Annotated in this window: 18 protein-coding genes; 17 read left to right on the top strand and 1 reads right to left on the bottom strand. The window is 71.0% G+C overall.

All coding sequences use genetic code 11. The features are described 5' to 3' along the window. Nucleotides 1-14: 14 nt before the first annotated feature. The 16 genes from ABT297_RS27600 to ABT297_RS27525 all read left to right on the top strand — a co-directional run bounded on the left by ABT297_RS27600 (nt 15) and on the right by ABT297_RS27525 (nt 16,314). Nucleotides 15-1,208, top strand: a complete 1,194-nt coding sequence (locus ABT297_RS27600; protein ID WP_350554769.1) for an acyl-CoA dehydrogenase family protein — start codon at nt 15-17, stop codon at nt 1,206-1,208. Next, nucleotides 1,205-1,774 carry a MaoC family dehydratase gene (locus tag ABT297_RS27595; RefSeq protein WP_350554767.1) on the top strand — a complete coding sequence of 190 codons (570 nt, stop codon included), beginning with the start codon at nt 1,205-1,207 and terminating at the stop codon, nt 1,772-1,774. The genes ABT297_RS27600 and ABT297_RS27595 overlap by 4 nt, the downstream gene beginning before the upstream one ends. Further along, on the top strand, nt 1,774-2,898 hold the full coding sequence (locus ABT297_RS27590) for an acyl-CoA dehydrogenase family protein (RefSeq protein ID WP_350554766.1): 1,125 nt from the start codon (nt 1,774-1,776) through the stop codon (nt 2,896-2,898). Before ABT297_RS27595 ends, ABT297_RS27590 begins: the two co-directional genes overlap by 1 nt. Further along, nucleotides 2,895-3,308 carry a MaoC family dehydratase gene (locus ABT297_RS27585; RefSeq protein WP_350554764.1) on the top strand — a complete coding sequence of 138 codons (414 nt, stop codon included), beginning with the start codon at nt 2,895-2,897 and terminating at the stop codon, nt 3,306-3,308. The genes ABT297_RS27590 and ABT297_RS27585 overlap by 4 nt, the downstream gene beginning before the upstream one ends. Before the next feature lie 92 nt (nt 3,309-3,400). After that, nucleotides 3,401-4,549, top strand: a complete 1,149-nt coding sequence (locus ABT297_RS27580; protein WP_350554762.1) for an ABC transporter substrate-binding protein — start codon at nt 3,401-3,403, stop codon at nt 4,547-4,549. 100 nt (nt 4,550-4,649) lie between these two features. Beyond that, on the top strand, nt 4,650-5,786 hold the full coding sequence (locus ABT297_RS27575; protein ID WP_350554760.1) for a steroid 3-ketoacyl-CoA thiolase: 1,137 nt from the start codon (nt 4,650-4,652) through the stop codon (nt 5,784-5,786). Next, nucleotides 5,786-7,948: an acyl-CoA dehydrogenase family protein gene (locus tag ABT297_RS27570; protein WP_350554758.1), complete on the top strand. Its 2,163-nt coding sequence runs from the start codon at nt 5,786-5,788 to the stop codon at nt 7,946-7,948. The genes ABT297_RS27575 and ABT297_RS27570 overlap by 1 nt, the downstream gene beginning before the upstream one ends. Next, nucleotides 7,945-9,630 (top strand): AMP-binding protein, encoded by a 1,686-nt coding sequence (locus tag ABT297_RS27565; protein WP_350554756.1) that lies wholly within the window; start codon nt 7,945-7,947, stop codon nt 9,628-9,630. The genes ABT297_RS27570 and ABT297_RS27565 overlap by 4 nt, the downstream gene beginning before the upstream one ends. Then, nucleotides 9,627-10,565, top strand: a complete 939-nt coding sequence (locus ABT297_RS27560; RefSeq protein ID WP_350554754.1) for an SDR family NAD(P)-dependent oxidoreductase — start codon at nt 9,627-9,629, stop codon at nt 10,563-10,565. The genes ABT297_RS27565 and ABT297_RS27560 overlap by 4 nt, the downstream gene beginning before the upstream one ends. Nucleotides 10,566-10,724: 159 nt before the next feature. Continuing rightward, complete coding sequence (locus ABT297_RS27555; protein ID WP_350554752.1) at nt 10,725-11,564, top strand: ABC transporter permease; 840 nt, start codon at nt 10,725-10,727, stop codon at nt 11,562-11,564. 11 nt (nt 11,565-11,575) lie between these two features. After that, complete coding sequence (locus ABT297_RS27550) at nt 11,576-12,793, top strand: amidohydrolase family protein (RefSeq protein ID WP_350554750.1); 1,218 nt, start codon at nt 11,576-11,578, stop codon at nt 12,791-12,793. 41 nt (nt 12,794-12,834) lie between these two features. After that, nucleotides 12,835-13,662, top strand: a complete 828-nt coding sequence (locus tag ABT297_RS27545) for an ABC transporter ATP-binding protein (protein ID WP_350554748.1) — start codon at nt 12,835-12,837, stop codon at nt 13,660-13,662. Continuing rightward, on the top strand, nt 13,655-14,749 hold the full coding sequence (locus ABT297_RS27540) for a CoA transferase (protein WP_350554746.1): 1,095 nt from the start codon (nt 13,655-13,657) through the stop codon (nt 14,747-14,749). Before ABT297_RS27545 ends, ABT297_RS27540 begins: the two co-directional genes overlap by 8 nt. Next, nucleotides 14,746-16,035 carry a CaiB/BaiF CoA transferase family protein gene (locus ABT297_RS27535; protein WP_350554744.1) on the top strand — a complete coding sequence of 430 codons (1,290 nt, stop codon included), beginning with the start codon at nt 14,746-14,748 and terminating at the stop codon, nt 16,033-16,035. The genes ABT297_RS27540 and ABT297_RS27535 overlap by 4 nt, the downstream gene beginning before the upstream one ends. Next, on the top strand, nt 16,019-16,177 hold the full coding sequence (locus ABT297_RS27530) for a hypothetical protein (protein WP_350554742.1): 159 nt from the start codon (nt 16,019-16,021) through the stop codon (nt 16,175-16,177). The genes ABT297_RS27535 and ABT297_RS27530 overlap by 17 nt, the downstream gene beginning before the upstream one ends. Beyond that, entirely contained in the window at nt 16,174-16,314 is a 141-nt protein-coding gene (locus ABT297_RS27525) for a hypothetical protein (protein WP_350554740.1), read from the top strand. The genes ABT297_RS27530 and ABT297_RS27525 overlap by 4 nt, the downstream gene beginning before the upstream one ends. 25 nt (nt 16,315-16,339) lie before the next feature. Here ABT297_RS27525 and ABT297_RS27520 read toward each other — a convergent pair whose 3' ends face one another. Next, a complete protein-coding gene (locus tag ABT297_RS27520; RefSeq protein WP_350554738.1) occupies nt 16,340-17,161 on the bottom strand; it encodes an IclR family transcriptional regulator in 822 nt (273 codons plus the stop codon). Between the two features lie 74 nt (nt 17,162-17,235). Between ABT297_RS27520 and ABT297_RS27515 the strand changes: the two genes are divergently transcribed. Further along, on the top strand, nt 17,236-18,813 hold the full coding sequence (locus ABT297_RS27515; protein ID WP_350554736.1) for a class I adenylate-forming enzyme family protein: 1,578 nt from the start codon (nt 17,236-17,238) through the stop codon (nt 18,811-18,813). Nucleotides 18,814-18,819 lie beyond the last annotated feature (6 nt).

Below are 18,819 nucleotides of genomic sequence, written 5' to 3'. Positions count from 1 at the left end.
GAAAGCCGGTCCACATGCGCCTGACGTACACCGATGAGCAGCGAAAGCTGCGTGCCGAACTCTCCCGGTACTTCCGGACTCATCTGGAGGGGGAGTTCTCCGACCTGCGATGGGAAGATCACGGGCCGCGTTACCGCGCCTGGATTCGCCGCCTCGGCTCGGACGGCTGGCTCGGCCTCGGCTGGCCGGTGGAGTACGGCGGCCAGGGGCGTCCCGCGATGGATCAGTTCATCTTCTATGACGAGGCGCAGCGAGCCGGCGCACCGATACCGATGATCTCGCTGAACACGGTCGGGCCCACCCTGATGGACTACGGCACCCCCGAGCAGAAGGAGCGGTTCCTGCCGGCGATTCTGCGCGGCGAGATCGACTTCGCGATCGGTTACACCGAGCCCGAGGCAGGTACCGACCTGGCGTCGCTGCGCACCCGGGCGGTCCGCGACGGGGACGAGTACGTGGTGAACGGCACCAAGGTCTTCACGAGCCGGGGTGCCACGGCCGACTACATCTGGCTGGCGGCGCGTACCGAACCCGATACCCAGGACCATCGGGGCATCTCGGTGTTCATCGTCGGCACCGCGTCGCCCGGCTACAGCGCGGCCCCCATCCGCACCCTCGCCTCCTATGACACCTACATCACCCACTATCAGGACGTGCGCGTGCCGCGCGACGGGCTGGTGGGCGAGGAGGGCGACGGCTGGCGGCTGATGCAGACCCAGCTCAATCACGAGCGCGTCGCGATGGCGGGGTTCGGCGGCCTGGCCGTCCGGCTGCACGAGGAGGTCGTGGCGTGGGCGGGCACCACGGAACGGGACGGTGTCCTCGTCATCGACATTCCGTGGGTACAGCAGAACCTGGCCCGCAGTCACGCTCTCGTCGAGGCGATGCACCTGCTCAACTGCCGTATGGCGTGGGAGGTCGGCCGGGACGAGGTGGACCCGGCGGACGCCTCCGCGGTGAAGGTGTTCGGCACCGAGACGGTGCTGCGGGTCTACCGGCTGCTCATGGAGGTGGTGGGCCCGGAGAGCTTGCTCGCGGACACGAATCGTGGACACTCGCCCTGGGGGGCGCTGGAGTTCGCCTACCGCCGCGCCGTGATCAACACGTTCGGGGGCGGGACGAACGAGGTGCAGCGCGAGATCGTGGCCAGGGCCGGCCTCGGGATGCCCCGGGTCGATCGGCGTCTGCACTCGGCGGTGCGGGCATGACGGCGCCGAATCGCGGGCCGGAGGTCTCCGGCGGGCCGGCGGTGGACGAGCTGCACACCCGCCTGCTGACCTTCGTCGGCCGGACCAGCGGGTCGCCCCGGGTCGCCGCGGATGCCGTCAACGAACCGATGATCCGTCATTGGTGCCAGGCGATGGGCGACTGGAACCCCGCCTACACCGATCCGGACTGGGCCCGCACGGGACCGTTCGGGCAGACGGTCGCTCCGCCGGCCATGCTCCAGTCCTGGACCCACCACGACCGGCGGTGCCCCACTCCGGAGCAGTCGGGCAACGCTGAAGAGGAACTGGTCGCGGAGCTCGCGGACGCCGGCTACACCTCCGTGGTGGCGACCGGCTGCACGCTGAGCATCGCCCGGTATCTCACGGTCGGAGAACGGGTGCACTATCAGGCAACGATCCGGTCGATCTCGCCACGGAAGTCGACGGCGCTCGGTGAGGGCTACTTCATCACCACCGAGATGCGCTACACCGACGACGCGGATGAGTTGGTCGGCTCGGTCGACTTCGTGACGCTGCGGTTCCGGCCGCGTGAGCGGGGAGAGTGATGGACTTTTCGTTCGACGAGGACCAGACCGCGGTGGCGCAGCTGGCCCGGCAGGTGTTCAGTGACCTCGTCACGCCCGAGCGGCTGGCCGCGCGGCAGACGTCGGGATCCGACTGGGACGAGGAGCTGTGGCGGGTACTCGCCGGCGCGGGGCTGCTCGGGATCGCGTTGCCTGAGGACGTGGGCGGGGCCGGGCGCGGCGTGGTGGAAGCGGGCCTGGTCGCGTGGGAGGCCGGCCGCTGCGTCGCCCCGGCGCCGTTGCCGGGGGTGCTCGCCGCCGCCCTGGCGCTGGCCGGCCTGCCCGCGGCGCTGCGGCCCGACCGGCTCCTCGCCGAGATCGCGGCGGGACGGGCACTGGTGATCCCGTCGGTCGCGGGCGCGGAGGAGGCCATGCGACCCATCGCGCTCAAGCCCGTCGAGGGCGGCTGGACAGCGCACGGAACCCTGCCGGTGGTGCCCTACGCCACGATCGCCGACCGTCTGCTCGTCGCCGCGGCCGATCCGCATGGTGCCCGGTTCGCGGTCCTGCTCCAGCCGAGGCTGCCGGGGGTGGTCGTGGAGCGGGTGGAAACCAGTGGCGTGGACGTCTGCGCCCGGGTCGCGGTGGAGGGGCCGCTGCTGCGGGACGGGGACGTGTTCGCCGGCGAGGCCGGCATCGCGCTGCTCGAGCGGGCCCGGCTGCATCACCTCGTGCTGAGCACCGCCGAGATCTGCGGTCTGGCCAAGGCGGCGCTGCGGCTCACCGCCGACTACACCACCCGGCGGCGGCAGTTCGGCCGCCCACTGGGTTCCTTCCAGGCGGTCGCCAACCGGGTGGCTGACGGATTCATCGATCTGCAGGCCATGACCTGGACCATGTGGAAGGCCGCCAACCTGCTGGACCAGGGGGAGGACGCCCGGGACGCGGTGTCCGTGGCGCGGTTCTGGGCCGCCGAGGGCGGCCACCGGATCATCTCCGCGGCCCACCACCTGCACGGCGGGGTGGGCATCGATCTCGACTACCAGCTGCATCGGTACTTCTTCAGGTTCAAGACGCTCGAGTTCACCCTCGGGGTGGCGGCCGAGCACCTGGCGGGGTTGGGCCGGTCCCTCGCCACGCGTAGCCGGCCGGGAGGTGCGTTGTGACGGGGACGCCGCCCGCCCGGGCGGGACAGGAACTGCCGGTGCTGGACGTGGACGTCACCACCACGCTGATCGTCTGCGGGGCGATCGCCTCGCGTGACTTCTACCCCGGCCACCACGATCGCGACGCGGCGGTGCGAGCGGGCTCGCCGGACGTCTTCATGAACATCATGACGACGGCGGGCCTGGTGAGTCGCTACCTCACGGACTGGGCCGGCCCGCGGGCGGTGGTGCACGGGATCGACCTGCGTCTCGGCGCGCCGAACTACCCGGGCGACATCATGCGACTCACCGGCGAGGTCGTCGAGTGCACTGCCGCGGATGCCGGGACGGCGGTGACCGTGCGCTTCGAAGGCCGCAACGACCGCGGCGCCCATGTTCGCGGGCTCGCCCGGCTGCAGATCTGTCAATAGGGAAAGTGGGGCCTTGACACCCCTGTCATGACGCCCATAGCTTCTGCAATGTGAAGGCCACATCCATTATGTGGAGTAAGGAGGTGATCGTTATGACCGTGACTCGAGGGTGGCGCCGACGTACCGCAGGCGGACTGATCTGCCTCGCGCTGGTCGCCGGCGGCGCCATGGGCTGCGGAAAAGGCGGTGCGGACAGCACCGCGGGCAGCACGGCGAACTGCAAGTCCGTCGACAAGGTCAACTACATTCTCGCCGCCGCGAGCGTCACGCTGGGTTCCGTCGGATATGCCCAGGTGCCACAGGAACTCGGCTTCTTCGCCGAGGAGTGCTTGGACGTGACGATCCAGGCCAGCGGCCAGACCAATAGTGAGATCGCCCTGGCGCAGATGGAGACGGGCCGCTTCGACGTCGGCGTGCCGGCGACGCTCAGCCAGGTCGTGTTCGCGGGCAAGAAGCCGGTTACCAAGTCGGTGTTCTTCACCGCCTTCACCAACATCGGCCTCTACGTTCCCGACAGCGGCCCCGTGCAGTCGCCGGCCGACCTCGCGGGCAAACGCATGGGCGTGACCTCGATCGGCACGGGGACGGCCATCTACTGCCTGGAGTCGGCTCGGCTCGACGGCGTCGCGGCGAACCAGATCGAACAGGTACCGATCAACTCGGGGCTCGCGGCCGTCGCGGAGGCACTGCGCTCCAAGAAGATCGACTCGTGGTGCGGCATCGACAGCGACGGCATCGCCTTCACCAACGCGGGCCTGCCCTCCCACCGGCTCGACACCAAGTTCGACAAGGATCTGCTGCCGCCCGGGACGCTCGTCGCGACGACCAAGATGCTCCAGGAGCGGCCGGATGTCCTGAAGCGGTTCCTCCGCGCGCTGCTGAAGGGATACACGTTCGCGCTCGCGGCGCCCGACAAGGCCACGGCGATCGCCCTCAAGCTGTACCCGGAATCCAAGCCCGCCGCCGACAACGACCAGGAAGCGTTCAAGAAGGCGCTCGCCATCGTCGAGGAGCGGATGAAGAACTCGCGTCCCCCGGGCTATCCCCAGACGTCGCTGGGGTTCACGTCCGATGAGGCGCTCAGCCGCGGTATCGAGCCGCTGAAGGCCGCCGGCCTCGCCCCCGCCAACATCACGCTGGACGCCTGGCGTGACCTCTCGCTGCTCAACGACGTCGCCAAGGACTTCGATCCGAAACCGATCGAAGAACTTGCCCGTACCTACAAGGCACCGTCCTTCTGATGCGGTAGCCGGCGGGCGGATCGGTGACAAAGAACTCCGATCCGCAGAACTCCGATCCGCCCACCGGGCGTCCCCGCGGTACTCGAGGAACAGGAACGACATGAACGAGCCGGTCATTGTTGAGGCGCTGCGGACCCCGATCGGCAAGCGGGGAGCCGGGCTCGCCGGGGTCCATCCGGCCGACCTGCTGGCCGCGCCGCTGCGCGCAGTACTGAGCGGCGCAGGCGTCGATCCCGGTGACGTCGGGCAGCTGATCGGCGGCTGTGTCACCACGGCCAACGAGCAGAGCAGCAACGTCACTCGCAATGCCTGGCTCGGCGCCGGCCTGCCCGCGCACGTCGCCGCCGTCACGGTCGACTGCGCGTGCGGGTCGGGCCAGCAGGCGAACGCGATGGTGTCGGCGCTCATCGCCGCCGGCATGATCGAAATAGGGATCGGCTGCGGCGTCGAGTCGATGAGTACCGTCCCGCTGCACAGCAACAAGCCCGCCGGCCTGCAGACGCCACGCCCGCCCGGCTGGCCCTGGGACATGCCGACCCAGTACGGCGCCGCCGAGCGCATCGCCGACCGCCGCGGGCTCACCCGGGAGGATCTCGACGCGTTCGGGCTGCGCTCCCAGCGGCTGGCTCGCCGCGCGTGGGACGAAGGCCGGTACGACCGGGAGGTGATCCCCGTACCAGACCCGGCCGGGGGCGCGCCCGTCACCCGTGATGAGGGACTGCGGGAGACGAGCCGGGAGGCCCTGGCCGGACTTCGCCCGCTGGCCGAGGACGCCCGGCACACCGCGGGAACGTCGTCGCAGCTGTCCGACGGGGCCGCCGCCGTGCTGTGGATGGACCGGGCGGCGGCCGAAGCACGCGATCTGCGGCCCAGGGCCCGCTTGCTCGCCCATGTCCTGGTCGGAACGGACCCGTACTTCCTGCTCGACGGTCCGGTCGAGGCGACCGCGGCGGTGCTCGACAAGGCGGGCCTGAGCCTCTCCGACATCGACATCTTCGAGGTGAACGAGGCCTTCGCGGCCGTGCCGCTGTCGTGGCTGCGCGCCACCGGCGCCGACCCGGAGCGGCTCAACGTCAACGGCGGTGCCATCGCCCTCGGCCATCCGGTCGGCAGCACCGGAAGCCGGCTCATCGTCAGCGCTCTGCACGAACTGGAGCGCCGCGGCGGCAGGTATGCCCTCATCACCATGTGCGCCGGCGGTGCGCTCGCCACCGGTACGATTCTCGAGCTGCTGTAATGTCCGCCGCCGCACCGCACGACGCGCGCGCCGAGGAGCGGAAGCTGCTCGCCGGCGCGCTGGACGGGTGGACGCGGCGGCACGCGGGCCCGCGGCTTCCACGTGCCGCGCTGACGGATGGGCCGGCGCCAGATCCCGTTCGCGGCCTCGCCGAGCTCGGGTTGCTGGCCGCGCACCTGCCGGAGCCGATCGGCGGCGGCGGTGACCCGCTCGACCTGATCATCGTCGTCGAGCGACTCGCCGCCGAGCTCACCACCGGTTCCTACTTCGCCGGGCTGCTCGCCACCCTCGCCCTCGCCGATCACCTGGATCATCCACTGGCGGCCTCGTTGTGCGAGGAGATCGGCTCGGGGCGGGCCCGGGTGGCCGTCGCGGTGGACGGCGCACCGCGACTCACCGCGACCCCCGACGGCGGCCTGCGCGTGCGGGGCGACCTGCCGCTGCTGGTCGGTCCGGCCGACGCCGAGTTGCTCCTCGTCCGCGCGCTGGCGGATCGGGAGCGGTGGCTGCTGCTGCGGCGCGGGGAGGTCGTCACTCGCCCCGAGCCGGCATTCGATGGCGCCCGGCCGATGGCGAGCGGCACCGTCGACGCCGGCCAGGGTCGTGACCGCCTGCTGCCGGTGGGGCTCTCCACGTCCATTGCCCACGCACTCGGCCTGCTCTGTGCCGCCGAGGCGGCCGGGACCCTGGACTGGTGTACCCGGACCGCGGCGGCCCACGCGGTGAGCCGCGAGCAGTTCGGGCGGCCGATCGGGGCCTTCCAGTCCGTGAAGCATCGGTGCGCCGATCTCCTCGTGCGCCGGGAGACGGTCCAGGCCCTGGTCTGGGAGGCGGCGCGGAGCTGGCACGATCCGCGCCGTGGCGTGGCGGTGGCGGCCGCCGCCGTCCTCGCGCCGGACCTGGCGGTCGCCGGTGCCGGATCATGCCTGCAGATCCTGGGCGGTCTCGGCTTCACCTGGGAACACGACGTGCACCTGCACCTGCGGCGGGCGGTCGTGAACCAGCGGTTGGCCGCCGGGCCGGCGGAGGCCGTCGAGCTCGGTCGGCGCTGCCTCAACGGTGGGCTGCCCGAGCCGGTCCCTATGGTGGGCGACGGCGGGGAGGGCGAGACCGAGGCGTTGGCCGCGGTACGCCGGTGTGCGGCGGTGGCCCCAGAGCAGCGCCGGGCGGCGCTCGCCGCCGAGGGGCTCATCGTCCCGGGACTCGCACCGCCGTGGGGCCGCGGCGCCGGGCCACGCGAAGCGGCCGAGATCCTCACCGCATCCCGGGCGTACGGCATCGAACCGCCCGACCTCGGCATCGCCCGTTGGGTGCTCCCGGTACTGCTCGACGGCACGCTCTGCCCGCAGCGCGAACGCATGATCGCGGCGATCCTCTCCGGCGAGCAGCGCTGGTGCCAGCTGTTCAGCGAGCCCGGGGCAGGCTCGGACCTGGCGGGCCTGGCGACGCGGGCGGTCCGGGTCGCGGGTGGATGGCGCCTGAGCGGCCAGAAGGTGTGGACATCCCGCGCGCATGAGGCCGACTGGGGACTCTGCCTGGCCAGGACCGGCGGCGGCCCGCGCCATCGTGGGATCACCTGTTTCGCGGTTGCCATGAGCACCCCCGGCGTCGACGTGCGTCCGCTGCGGCAGATCACCGGCGAGACACGGTTCAACGAGGTGTTTCTCGATGACGTGTTCGTGCCCGACGCGATGGTGCTCGGCGAGGTCGACGACGGGTGGCGGCTGGTGCGCCTCGCTCTGGCGGCGGAACGGACCGCGATGAGCACCATGGCGTTCTCCGGCGGCGGCTTCGACCGGATACTCGCCACGGCGCGCTCGGTGCACCCCGACGCCACCGTGCTGGGGCGGCTGGGCCGGCTCGCGGCGGCCGAGTACGCGGTCCGGGCGCTCGGGCTTCGTGCGGCGCACCCGCAGCCGGAGGGGTCGGCGGGCCCGGACCCAACGGTGCGCAAGCTCATCAGCGTCGAGCACCGGCAGGAGGTGGCCGCGTTCGGGCTGGAACTGCTTGGACGCGGTGCCCTTGCCGACGGGGCCGACGCGCGGCATTGGCGGCACGCGTTCCTGGATACCCGGGGGCTCAGCATCGGAGGAGGGACCAGCGAGGTCATGCGCAACGTCATTGGTGAGCGCCTGCTCGGCCTGCCCAAGGAACGGTCATGACCGATCCGGAGCGAAGCGGAGGGCGCATGACCGGCGACGGGCCGACGGTTCGCGATCTCGTTCTCGCCAGGGCCGGCGACCACCGGACCGGGCTGCTCTTCGAGGATCGGACTTGGACCTGGGACGAGGTGGTGACACAGGCCCACCGGTGGGCCGATCTGCTGATGTCCCGCCGCCGGCCGGGACCGTTCCACATCGGTACCCTGCTCGACACGACGCCTGAGCACATCTTCCTGCTCTGCGGGGCGGCCCTGTGCGGCGCGACGGTCGTCGGTCTCAACGCGACCCGCTCGCCCGCGGGGCTGGCCCGCGACACCCGCCGCGCGGACTGCCAGGTCGTGGTTACCGAGCCCGCGCTGCGGCCGCGGCTGGACGGGATCGACCTCGGCGTACCGGTTCTGGATGCCACTCGGATCGACATCCCGGACCACCCGGCCGGGTCCGCGCCGCGGGTCGGCCCCGACTCGCTGTACCTTCTCCTGTTCACCTCCGGCACCAGCGGCGAACCGAAGGCGGTGCGCTGTTCGCAGGGGGCCATCGTCCGGCGGGGGAAGAAGGTCGCCGATCGGGTGTCGCTGGGCCCCGAGGACACCGCGTACATCTGCATGCCGCTGTTCCACTCGAACGCGATCATCGCCGGCTTCGCCCCCGCGCTCGTCGCCGGTGCCGCGCTGGCGCTGCGCCGGTCGTTCTCCGCGTCCGGCTTCCTGGCCGACGTGCGCAAATTCGGGGCGACCTACGCCAACTACGTGGGCAAGCCGTTGAGCTACGTCCTCGCCCAGCCCGAGCGCCCGGACGATGCCGCCAGCACGCTGCGGGCGGTCTTCGGCAACGAAGCGGCCGCGCGCGACATCGTCGCCTTCGGACGCAGGTTCGACTGCCTGGTCTTCGACCACTATGGGCAGACGGAGGGTGGGCTGACCCTCGCCCGTGACCCGGCTGACCCGCCGGGCGCCATGGGACGAGGCAGCGGCGGGGAGCGGGTGGTGGACCCGGCCACCGGGCGCGAATGCCCGCCGGTCCGGATCGAGAACGGGCGGATCCGCAACGCCGACGAGTGCATCGGGGAGCTGGTCAACACCGGCGGTCTCGGCTCGTTCGAGGGCTACTACGACGATCCCGAGGCCGAGCGGGAACGGACCCGCAACGGGTGGTACTGGACCGGGGACCTGGCCTTCCGCGACGAGCAGGGCCGTTTCTACTTCGCCGGGCGACGCGGCGACTGGGCCCGCGTGGACGGGGAGAACATGGCGCTGGCCGGGATCGAACTGGTGTTGCAGCGTCACCCGGACGTGGTCAACCTCGCCGTCTATCCGGTACCGGACCCCGCCGCGGGCGACCAGCTCATGGTGGCCCTGCACTGGCGAGCCGACCGGCCGTTCGATCCCGCCGCGTTCGAGCGGTGGCTGCGCGAGCAGCCCGACCTGGGGCCCAAGGGCATTCCGCGCTTTGTCCGGCTCACCCGCGAGCTTCCCATGACGGCGACGAACAAGGTCCGCAAACGCGTGCTCGTCGCCGAGCGCTGGGAGGTGGACGACCCGGTGTGGTGGCGTTCCCGGGCCGCCGCCGGATTCCACCGCTTCGACGCGTCCGCGCGCGACGAGTGGAACATGCTCTTCGAGCGGCACGGCCGAGCCGTCGCGCTCGATCTGGCTGGATCGGGGTACGGGGGCGACTCGTGACCACGGTGGATCTCTCCGGGCGGGTGGCGATCGTGACCGGGGCCGGCCGCGGGCTGGGCCGGGCCGAGGCGCTCGCGCTCGGCGCGGCGGGGGCGAGCGTGGTCGTGAACGACGTGGACGCCGCCGCCGGCGAGGTCGTCGACGAGATCGTGTCGGCCGGCGGCGAGGCGGTCGCCGATCACGGGGACGTCGCCGACCTGGCACAGGCCGGCGCGCTGGTCGACACCGCGGTGCGGGTGTTCGGCCGGTTGGACGTGCTGGTGAACAACGCCGGGATCGTGCGGGACCGGATGGTCTTCACGATGTCCGAGCGGGAATGGGACGACGTGCTGCGGGTGCACCTGCGGGGGCACTTCTGCACGACCCGGTGGGCCACCGCGTACTGGCGGGCCGAGGCGAAGGCCGGGCGGGCCGTCAGCGCCTCGATCGTCAACACGGCCTCCGAGGCGTTTCTCAACGCGCCGGCCGGTCAGCCCAACTACGCGGCGGCGAAGGCCGGAATCGTGGCGCTGACCGTGTCCACGGCGAAGGGGTGCGCGGCGTACGGGGTCAGGGTCAACGCGATCTGCCCACGGGCGGCGACCGCCATGACCTCGCCGATCTTCGCGGACCGGCCCGAGGATGCCAGGCGGCTCTCGTCCGAGCATGTCGCGCCGCTGGTGGTGTATCTCGCCTCGGACGCGGCCGCATCGGTCAGCGGGAACGTCTTCATCTGCTACGGCCCCCGGGTCGGGGTGCTGGCACCGCCGGTCCTGGCGGCGACAGCCGACGCCCCGGATGGCCGGTGGACGCCCCAGGCCCTCGCGGCGACGCTCGCCGAGTCGCGCTTCGCGCAGCGGCTGAGCGACGGCTATGCCGCCGACGACGTGGTCGCGGCGGCCGCCGACCTGTGGGGACCAACCCAAGAGGCCCGTCGCGGCCCAGCCGATCGTTGACGGGTTTTGTTCACTCGAATTAACCGTTTATTGACCATGCAAGACCAGGTTGATAGCGTGAAAACCGCTTCCACAATGCGGATGTCCCGATCGATCAGGACCGTGGAGACGCGGACCGCGCACCAGAGGGGGAGAGCGGTGAGTCTTACTCCGCAGACCGTGTCCGATCGGGCAGGGCAGGAGGGCTCGGCGGCCCGTAGTGCTGCCGACGCCCTGATGGACCGGCCCGTCGAGAAGGCGAGCCTGCTGCGCCGGCGGCCGGAGCTGCTGCTCTCGCCGGCGGTGCTGGTGCTCGTGCTGGCCGTCTGGCACCTCGTCGTGAAGTGGTTCGAGGTGTCCAGATTCGTGCTGCCGCCGCCCGTCGACGTGATCCAGGCGCTGGTGCGCAACATCCAGGAAGGTCGGTACACCGACCATCTGCTCTACACCGTGCGCAATTCGCTGACCGGGTTCGCCGCCGGGACGATCCTCGGTGTGCTGGTCGGTGGCCTGCTCGCGGCGTCATCCATCGTCGAGCGCGTGCTGCACCCGTACATCGTCGCGTTCCAGACGTTCCCCAAGATCGCGCTGGTCCCGATGCTCACGATCTGGTTCGGCTTCGACGCCCAGCCGAAGATCATCATCGCCGGGATCCTCGCCTTCTTCCCGGTCATGGTGAACGCCTACGTCGGCCTGACCGCGCTGGACGTGGAGTCCGAGGAGTTGATGCGCTCGCTTCGGTCCTCGCGGCTGCAGACCTTCGTCAAACTCCGGCTCCCCACCGCGATGCCCTACATCTTCGCGGGCCTGGAGCTGGCGCTCGTCTTCGCGATCCTCGGCGCGGTGACCGGGGAGTTCCTCGGTTCGAGGCAGGGGCTCGGGTTCCTCATCCAGCAGTTCTCGGCCCAGCTGCGCACGGAGGACATCTTCGCGCTGCTCATCATCTTCGCCACCTTGGGCATGGCCGTTCACATGCTCATCACCTGGCTCCGGAAAAAGGTCATCTACTGGCAGGGCTGAGGAGACACGGCATGACGCCTACCGACGGAGCAACCCGAACCCAGAACGTCCCGCGCCGGCTGCCCGAGCCGGAACCGCGGAAGGTGCACTACACCGTGATCTCGGTGGACGACCATGTCGTCGAGCCCCCGACCACGTTCGAGGGGCGCATCCCCGCCGCCCTCAAGGACCGGGCGCCCCGGATCGTCGAGGACGCCGACGGGGAGCAGGCGTGGCTGTACGACGGTGAGCTGCTGCCCAACATGAGCGTGCACGCGACCGTTGGATTCGACATCACCAACGCGGGCTTCGACCCGCAGCGCTTCGACCAGATGCGGCAGGGCTGCTGGGACATCCACGAGCGGGTCCGCGACATGGATGTCAACGGCATCGCCGCCTCGCTGTGCTTCCCGTCCAAGCTCGCCGGGTTCGGCGGGTACCGGTTCTCGATGAGCCGTGACACGGAGCTCGGCCGGGCGGCGTTCGAGGCCTACAACGACTGGCATCTCGAGGACTGGGCGGGCGCGTACCCGGACCGCATCATTCCGTGCCAGATTCCGTGGCTCCGCGATCCCGCCGAGGGGGCCGAGTACATCCGGCGCAACGCCGAACGCGGATTCCGGGCCGTGACCTTCCCGGACAACCCCGAGCACCTGGGCCTGCCGTCGGTGCACTCCGGGCACTGGGATCCGCTGCTGCGGGCCTGCGCCGAGACCGGCACCGTGGTCTGCCTGCACGTCGGGTCGGCCTCGTTCATCCTCGGCGCCGCCTCGGACGCGCCGCTGGACACCCGTACGGTGCTCTTCCCGCTCAACTCGAGCGTCGCTCTGGTGGACTGGCTGTACTCGATGATCCCGGTCCGGTTCCCGGCCTTGAAGATCATGCTGGCCGAGAGCGGGATCGGCTGGGTGCCCTCGATGCTGGACCGGCTCCGGTTCTGCGTCGACCAGAACCACGCGGGCTACGCCGGCGGCTGGGCCAGTAACGAGTTCACGCCGACCGAGATCGTCCAGCGCAACTTCTGGTTCAGCTCGCTGGAGGACCCGTCCGGCTTCGAGCAGCGGCACCGGATCGGGGTGGACCGGATCCTGGTCGAGTCCGACTACCCGCATCCCGACTCCACCTGGCCGGACACGCAGGAAGTGTTGCACCGGCAGCTCCGCGACATCGACCGGGACGAGGTGGACCGGATCACCTACCGCAATGCGGCGGAGCTGTTCCGTTTCCCGGTCTCCGGGCCGCTGACCTGACATGTGACCGGACATTGGCTGATTCGCAGGGAGAAGAAGGCGTGCCTGAGTTGGTATCGCAGAGCAGCGGTCCGATGACCCACGATCGGCCGGCGCCCGAGGCCTTGATCACCGTCGAGGCGCTGTCGAAGGTGTACGAGACGCGCTCCGGCGAGCGGGTGATGGCGCTGCGCGACATCGACTTGGAGGTCGGCGAAGGGGAGTTCGTCTCGTTGGTCGGTCCGAGCGGCTGCGGGAAGACGACCCTGCTCAAGATCATCGCGGGGCTGTACCCGGCATCGCTGGGCGGGTCGCGAATCGACGGACAGCCGGTGCAGGGGCCGCGCCCGGATGTGGCGATGGTCTTCCAGAGCCCGGTGCTGCTCGCCTGGCGCACCGTCCTGAAGAACGTCATGCTGCCCGGGGAGATCGCCGGCCGGAACCGTCGCGACAGCGAGCAACGGGCCCGGGAGCTGATCGAGATGGTCGGCCTCGCCGGCTTCGAGAACAAGCTTCCGCGGGAGCTCTCCGGTGGCATGCGGCAGCGTGCCTCGATCGCGCGAGCCCTTGCCGCGGGCAGCCGAATCCTGCTGATGGACGAGCCGTTCGGCGCGGTCGACGCCTTCACCCGGGACACGCTCAACATCGAGCTGCTGCGGATCTGGGATCAGGACCGCAAGACGGTCGTGTTCGTCACCCACAGCATCTCCGAGGCGGTGCTGCTCTCCGACCGGGTCATCGTGATGGCCGCCCGCCCCGGCCACGTCATCGAGGACTTCAGGGTTCCGCTGCCCCGGCCACGGACCATCGACGACATGGCCTCGCCGGAAGCGGGCATGGCCGTCAACCACATCCGGCACCTGCTCACGGGGCCGGCGGTCAATGGCTGAGGGGCCGCTGGGCGGCATGCGGGTGGTGGAGATCGGCCAGGACATCGCCGTTCCCTACGCCGGCCGTTTGCTGCGCCTGCTCGGCGCCGAGGTGTGCAAGATCGAGCCACCGGCCGGTGACCGGCTGAGGCGGTACGCGCCGAGCGACTCGGCGGCCGGGGTGGGGGGCCTGTTCCGCTATCTCAACGCCGGAAAGTCCTCGGTCGCCCTCGATCCCTCGCGACCGGACGGTCGTGCGGTGGCCGCCGGGCTGTGCGCGAACGCGGATGTGGTCCTCGTCGACGAGGGGCTCGGCGCCGTGCCGGGGGTCGCGGCGGACGTCGCGGAGGGGGCCGGGACGGTGGTGCGGCTGCTCGACTTCGGCGAGGGCGGACCCTACGCGACGTGGCAGGCCTCGGAACTCGTCGTCCAGGCCGCGGCGGGTTGGGTGTCCCCGCGCGGGCGGGCCGAGGGGGACCCGGTGCCCGTCGGCGGCAGGCTCGGGGAGTATGCGGCCGGAACGTATCTCGCCGTCGCCGGACTCACCGGACTCACCGGCCGGCGATCCGGAGCGGACGAGCCTGCGGTGCGCGTGGTGGTGGACCGGATGTCAGCGGTGTTCAACACCGTCGCGTACGACATGCTGCGCCGCGAGACCCTCGTCGAACTGGGGTACGTCCAGACCCGCTACACCGCCTACATTCCCGGCCCGATGCGCTGCCAGGACGGTATGGTCGCGGTGAACTGCCTGACCGGCCAGCACTGGTACGACCTGTGCTCGTTGCTGGGCGTGCCGGAGTACGCGGACCGGTACGTGGAGATGCGGTACGACCAAGGGGACATGGAGGCGTTCTACGCGGCGGTGCGCCCGTGGTTCGCCGCGACGACGGTCGTCGACGCGGTGGAGATCTGCCAGGCGTTCCGGGTACCCGCCGCACCGATCACGACGGGCGCCACCGCGCCGGACCTGCCTCCGTTCCGGGAGCGCGGCTTCTTCGTGCCCGCGCCCGACGGGGCGGTGCACCCGGGGCCCCCGTTCCGGCTGCGCGACGTCCCCGCCGAGCCGCTCGGGCCGGCCCCGGCGCTCGCCGACGGGCGGACGCGGTGACCGAGCCGAACGTGGTGACCGAGCCGAACGCCTTCGCCGGGCTCCGGGTGCTGGACCTGGGCACCTTCTGGGCCGGCCCCTATCTGGGCAGCCTGCTCGGCGCGCTGGGTGCGGACGTGCTGAAGGTGGAAGGCCCGCGCCGGGTGGACGGGTTCCGCTTCGTCGCCGCGTTCCCCCAGCAGGGCAGCCGCTGGTACGAGATGAGCGGACTGTTCCAGGCGACCAACCTCAACAAGCGCGGGATGACCCTGGACCTCGGTACCGACGCCGGTCGGGCGGTGTTCGAGCGCCTGCTCGGCGGCGCCGACATCGTCATCGAGAACTTCTCGCCGCGGGTCATCGAGCAGTTCGGATTCGGCTATCCCGCGATCTCCGCAGTGAACCCCCGGATCGTGATGGTCCGTATGCCGGGGTACGGGCTGGAGGGTTCGTGGCGCGAGTTCGTCGGGTTCGGCAACTCCTTCGAGTACGCCGGCGGCCTGGGCTGGATCACGGGTGACCCGGACGGCCCCCCGCTCGGCCCCGGCGGGTACGCCGATCCGCTCGTCGCGATGCACGCCATGCTGGCGGTGATCGCCGCACTGCGGGACCGGGAGCGCACCGGGCGCGGTCAGCTGATCGAGCTGGTGCAGGCCGAGGTGGTCGCGGCGATGACGGCGGAGCCGGTGATCCAACATTCCCTCGCCGGTGAGGTACTCGGGCGCACGGGCGCCCGGTCGGCGCGGTTCGCACCACAGGGCGTGTACCCGTGCCGCGGCGAGGACGAGTGGCTCGCGCTGACCGTCCGCGACGACGCGGAGTGGACGCGGCTGGTGCGGATCGTCGGAGAGCCGCGGGGACTGCCGGCGGAGCGGCTGGCGACCCTTGCCGGGCGCCGGGCCGCCCACGACTCGATTGACCGCTGGCTGTCCGACTGGACCCGGGACCGTGACCCGGCCGGCACCGCTGAGCTGCTCCAGGCGGCGGGAATCCCCGCGGCCAAGGTGCTCACCCCGGCTGGGATGTACCACGATCCGCAGGTGACGGCGACCGGCTACTACCAAACGATCGAGCATCCCCTGACCGGGGTCCGCCGGTACCCGGGCTGGCCGTTCCGGTTCGGTTCCGGCAGCGGAGTGCGTCTGGCGCACCGGTTCCGCTCACCGCTGCTGGGCGAGCACAACGAGGAGATCCTGCGCGAGAGCCTCGGCATGAACCCCGAGGAGATCGACGAGCTGCGCCACCGAGGCGTGATCAGTGAGCGGATTCTTGGGGTCGAGGAGGAGCGCGATGGCGGAGATACGTGACGGGGCACAGGTGCGCGTCGGCAGCCGGGTGCGCTGCGAGCGGTGCGGCACCGAGATCGTGGTCGTGCGCCCGCCCGCGGAGCAGCTCATCTGCTGCGCGGTACCGATGTCCCCGCTGGACAGTGGCCGGAGGCAGGCATGAACCTGATCGGAAAGCGGTACGAATGTGAACGGTGCGGGGCGGAGGTGCTCTGCACCCGGCAGGGCGAGGGCTCGCTGGCCTGTTGCGGTGCGCCCATGCGGGTCAAGGCCGCCAAGCCCCTGCCGGCGTCGGACTGAGCCGGGCGGCCGGGCCGCCCAGTGCTCACTCGGGGTAGCCCAGCCGGGCCGAGATCTGCCGGGCGGCCTTGATCAGGTCGGAGGTGTGCTGCTCCATGAGCGGGCGCGTCCACCGGTCGGCGGGCCCGGTCACGTTGACCGCTGCCACGGCGATGCCCTCGTCGCTGAGGATCGGCGCCGCGACGGCGGTGGCGTTCGCCACCACCTCGCCGAGGCTCATCGCGTAGCCCTGGCGGCGAATCGTGGCGAGTTCGGCCTCGATCTGTTTCCTGGTCGGGATCTCGAACTCGGGGTAGTCACGACGGTCGGCGTGTTCGAGGCGGGTGAGGACGCGTTCGACGGTGTCCGGTTTGGAGAATGCGAGGATGGCGTGACCGGTAGCGCCGATGAAGAGTTCGTAGGTGTGTCCGACGCCGGTACTGAGGCGCAGCGGCTGGCGGCTCACGAGCTCCGCCACACAGTACCGCGCCTCGGCGGTGGGGCAGTGCAGGCCGACGGTCTCGTTGGTGATCGACCGCAGCTCCTCGAGGTGGGGCATCGCCGCCGTCACCAGATCCTCGTTCGCGGACCGATGCATCATCACCCGAGCCAGGTTCATCACGGCCGGCCCCAGGCTGTAGCGGTTGGTCACCGAATCCTGGACCAGGAAACCGCTGCTCTGCAGGGCCTTGACCATCCGGTGCACGGTCGGCATCGTCAGCCCGGTCTGCCGGGTCAGCTCGGTCAGCGAGACCGTCGGACGTTCCACGCTGAAGCACTTGAGCAGTTGCAGTGCCCGGTGGATGGCCTGAGACCCCCGCTCGGCGGTTGGCTCGTTGGCGGCCGGCGTATTGGCATCTTTCTTCATGGCTCCCCTGTCAGTCATGACTCCCGCCAGATCATGGAAGTATATTCCACGCAGTGGATCACCGAGGTTGGCCGATGAGATCTATACCACTGCCACCCGAGTTCGCGTGGCGCACGGTCCCGTCCCTCCTGGCGGCCCGCGCGGCCCGCACACCGCATGCCAGGGCGGTCGTCGGGCGCTCCGGAAGCGGCTCCTACCAGGCGCTCACGTACCAGGAACTGGACGAGGCGGCGGGGCGGGTCGCGGGCGGGCTGGCCACGGCGGGCGTCCGGCGCGGCGACCGGGTCGGCTGGATCCTCGACAACGGCAGCGGCGTCGACGCGCTGATCATCTACCACGCCGTGCTGCGGCTCGGCGCGGTGAACGTGCCGGTGAACGCGCGGCTCGCGCCGCCTGAGGTGGCGCACATCCTGCGCCACAGCGGGGCCCGGATGGTCCTCGCCGGTCCGGACCACAAAGACCGGGCGCGGGACGCGCCCTGCGACGTGGTCGTGCTGAACACGACCGATCCGCTGGGGCCGCTGCGCGGTGCGCCGGTAGCGGCGGTCGCCGGCCTGGCCGACACCGACCCGGCCAACCTGCTCTACACCTCGGGCACGACCGGACGGCCGAAAGGGGTCCTGCACACCCACGGCTCGTCGCTGGCCGCCGCGATCGGCTGGAGCGACGCCTTCCGCCTGACCCCGCACGACGTGCTGCAAAGCCCCTTCCCCGTCACCAGCGGGGCCGGCCTGCACTTCAACGCGTTGTCGTGCCTGTCGGCCGGTGCCTGCGTCGTTGTCGACGACTACGACACCGCGGCGAGCCTCGCCCTGATCGCCGAGGTCGGAGCGACCGTGTACGTCGCGGTGCCGTCGATCTACGCGTTCTGGCTGGACAGCCCCCTGATCGCGCGGGCATCCCTGGAAACCCTGCGCATCCTGGACTACGGCGGGGCCAGCATGCCCGCGTCGCTGATCGAACAACTGCGGGCCGCGGTGCCCTCGGCCGGGCTGATGCACACCTACGGGCTCACCGAGGCCGGTCCGGGCGGGTGCTACCTGCCCGAGGAGTACGCGTTGGCCCGGCTCGGGTCGATCGGCAACCGCTGGGCCGGCCGATTTACCCAGGTGCGGGTCGTCGACGAGCACGGCGCGGACGTCGGACCCGGCGGCACCGGCGAACTCCTGCTGCGAGGACCGTCCATCATGGTCGGCTACTACGGTGACGAGGAGGCAACCGAGGCGGCGTTCCTCGACGGCTGGCTGCGCTCCGGCGACGTGGTCCGGGTCGACGACGAAGGCTTCCTGTACCACGTCGACCGGCGCAAGGACATCATCGTGCGCGGTGGGCACAACGTGGCCAGCGCGGAGGTGGAGGCGGCGCTGCACGCCCACACCGCGGTACGCGAGGCCGCGGTGATCGGCGTGCCGCATCCGCGGCTCGGCGAGGACGTGTACGCGGTGGTGGTCCTGCGGGAGAGCGTCGGCGGCTCGCCGCCGGCACCCGCCGACCTGATCGCACACTGCCGGGAACTGCTGGCGGACTTCAAATGCCCGCGCCGGGTGGAGGTGGTCGAGGCGTTGCCGCGCAACGCGGCCGGCAAGGTGCTCAAGCAGGCGTTGCGCGAGCGGGTTCGGCAAGCGGGCACGGGCGGCTCCGCAAAGCCGTGACCGTGC

It is taken from the genome of Dactylosporangium sp. NPDC000555 (assembly GCF_040300025.1).
GTDB lineage: Bacteria > Actinomycetota > Actinomycetes > Mycobacteriales > Micromonosporaceae > Dactylosporangium.
The sequence above is the reverse complement of the archived record's forward strand: the minus strand, read 5'-3'. Positions and strand labels throughout refer to the sequence as shown.

Bases quoted from the DNA above. Each gene is read 5' to 3' on its own strand.
- ABT297_RS27550 (WP_350554750.1), top strand. From the start codon at position 11,576: ATGACGCCTACCGACGGAGCAACCCGAACCCAGAACGTCCCGCGCCGG.
- ABT297_RS27595 (WP_350554767.1), top strand. From the start codon at position 1,205: ATGACGGCGCCGAATCGCGGGCCGGAGGTCTCCGGCGGGCCGGCGGTG.
- ABT297_RS27540 (WP_350554746.1), top strand. From the start codon at position 13,655: ATGGCTGAGGGGCCGCTGGGCGGCATGCGGGTGGTGGAGATCGGCCAG.
- ABT297_RS27530 (WP_350554742.1), top strand. From the start codon at position 16,019: ATGGCGGAGATACGTGACGGGGCACAGGTGCGCGTCGGCAGCCGGGTG.
- ABT297_RS27600 (WP_350554769.1), top strand. From the start codon at position 15: ATGCGCCTGACGTACACCGATGAGCAGCGAAAGCTGCGTGCCGAACTC.
- ABT297_RS27575 (WP_350554760.1), top strand. From the start codon at position 4,650: ATGAACGAGCCGGTCATTGTTGAGGCGCTGCGGACCCCGATCGGCAAG.
- ABT297_RS27570 (WP_350554758.1), top strand. From the start codon at position 5,786: ATGTCCGCCGCCGCACCGCACGACGCGCGCGCCGAGGAGCGGAAGCTG.
- ABT297_RS27520 (WP_350554738.1), bottom strand. From the start codon at position 17,161: ATGAAGAAAGATGCCAATACGCCGGCCGCCAACGAGCCAACCGCCGAG.
- ABT297_RS27580 (WP_350554762.1), top strand. From the start codon at position 3,401: ATGACCGTGACTCGAGGGTGGCGCCGACGTACCGCAGGCGGACTGATC.
- ABT297_RS27525 (WP_350554740.1), top strand. From the start codon at position 16,174: ATGAACCTGATCGGAAAGCGGTACGAATGTGAACGGTGCGGGGCGGAG.
- ABT297_RS27590 (WP_350554766.1), top strand. From the start codon at position 1,774: ATGGACTTTTCGTTCGACGAGGACCAGACCGCGGTGGCGCAGCTGGCC.
- ABT297_RS27565 (WP_350554756.1), top strand. From the start codon at position 7,945: ATGACCGATCCGGAGCGAAGCGGAGGGCGCATGACCGGCGACGGGCCG.
- ABT297_RS27515 (WP_350554736.1), top strand. From the start codon at position 17,236: ATGAGATCTATACCACTGCCACCCGAGTTCGCGTGGCGCACGGTCCCG.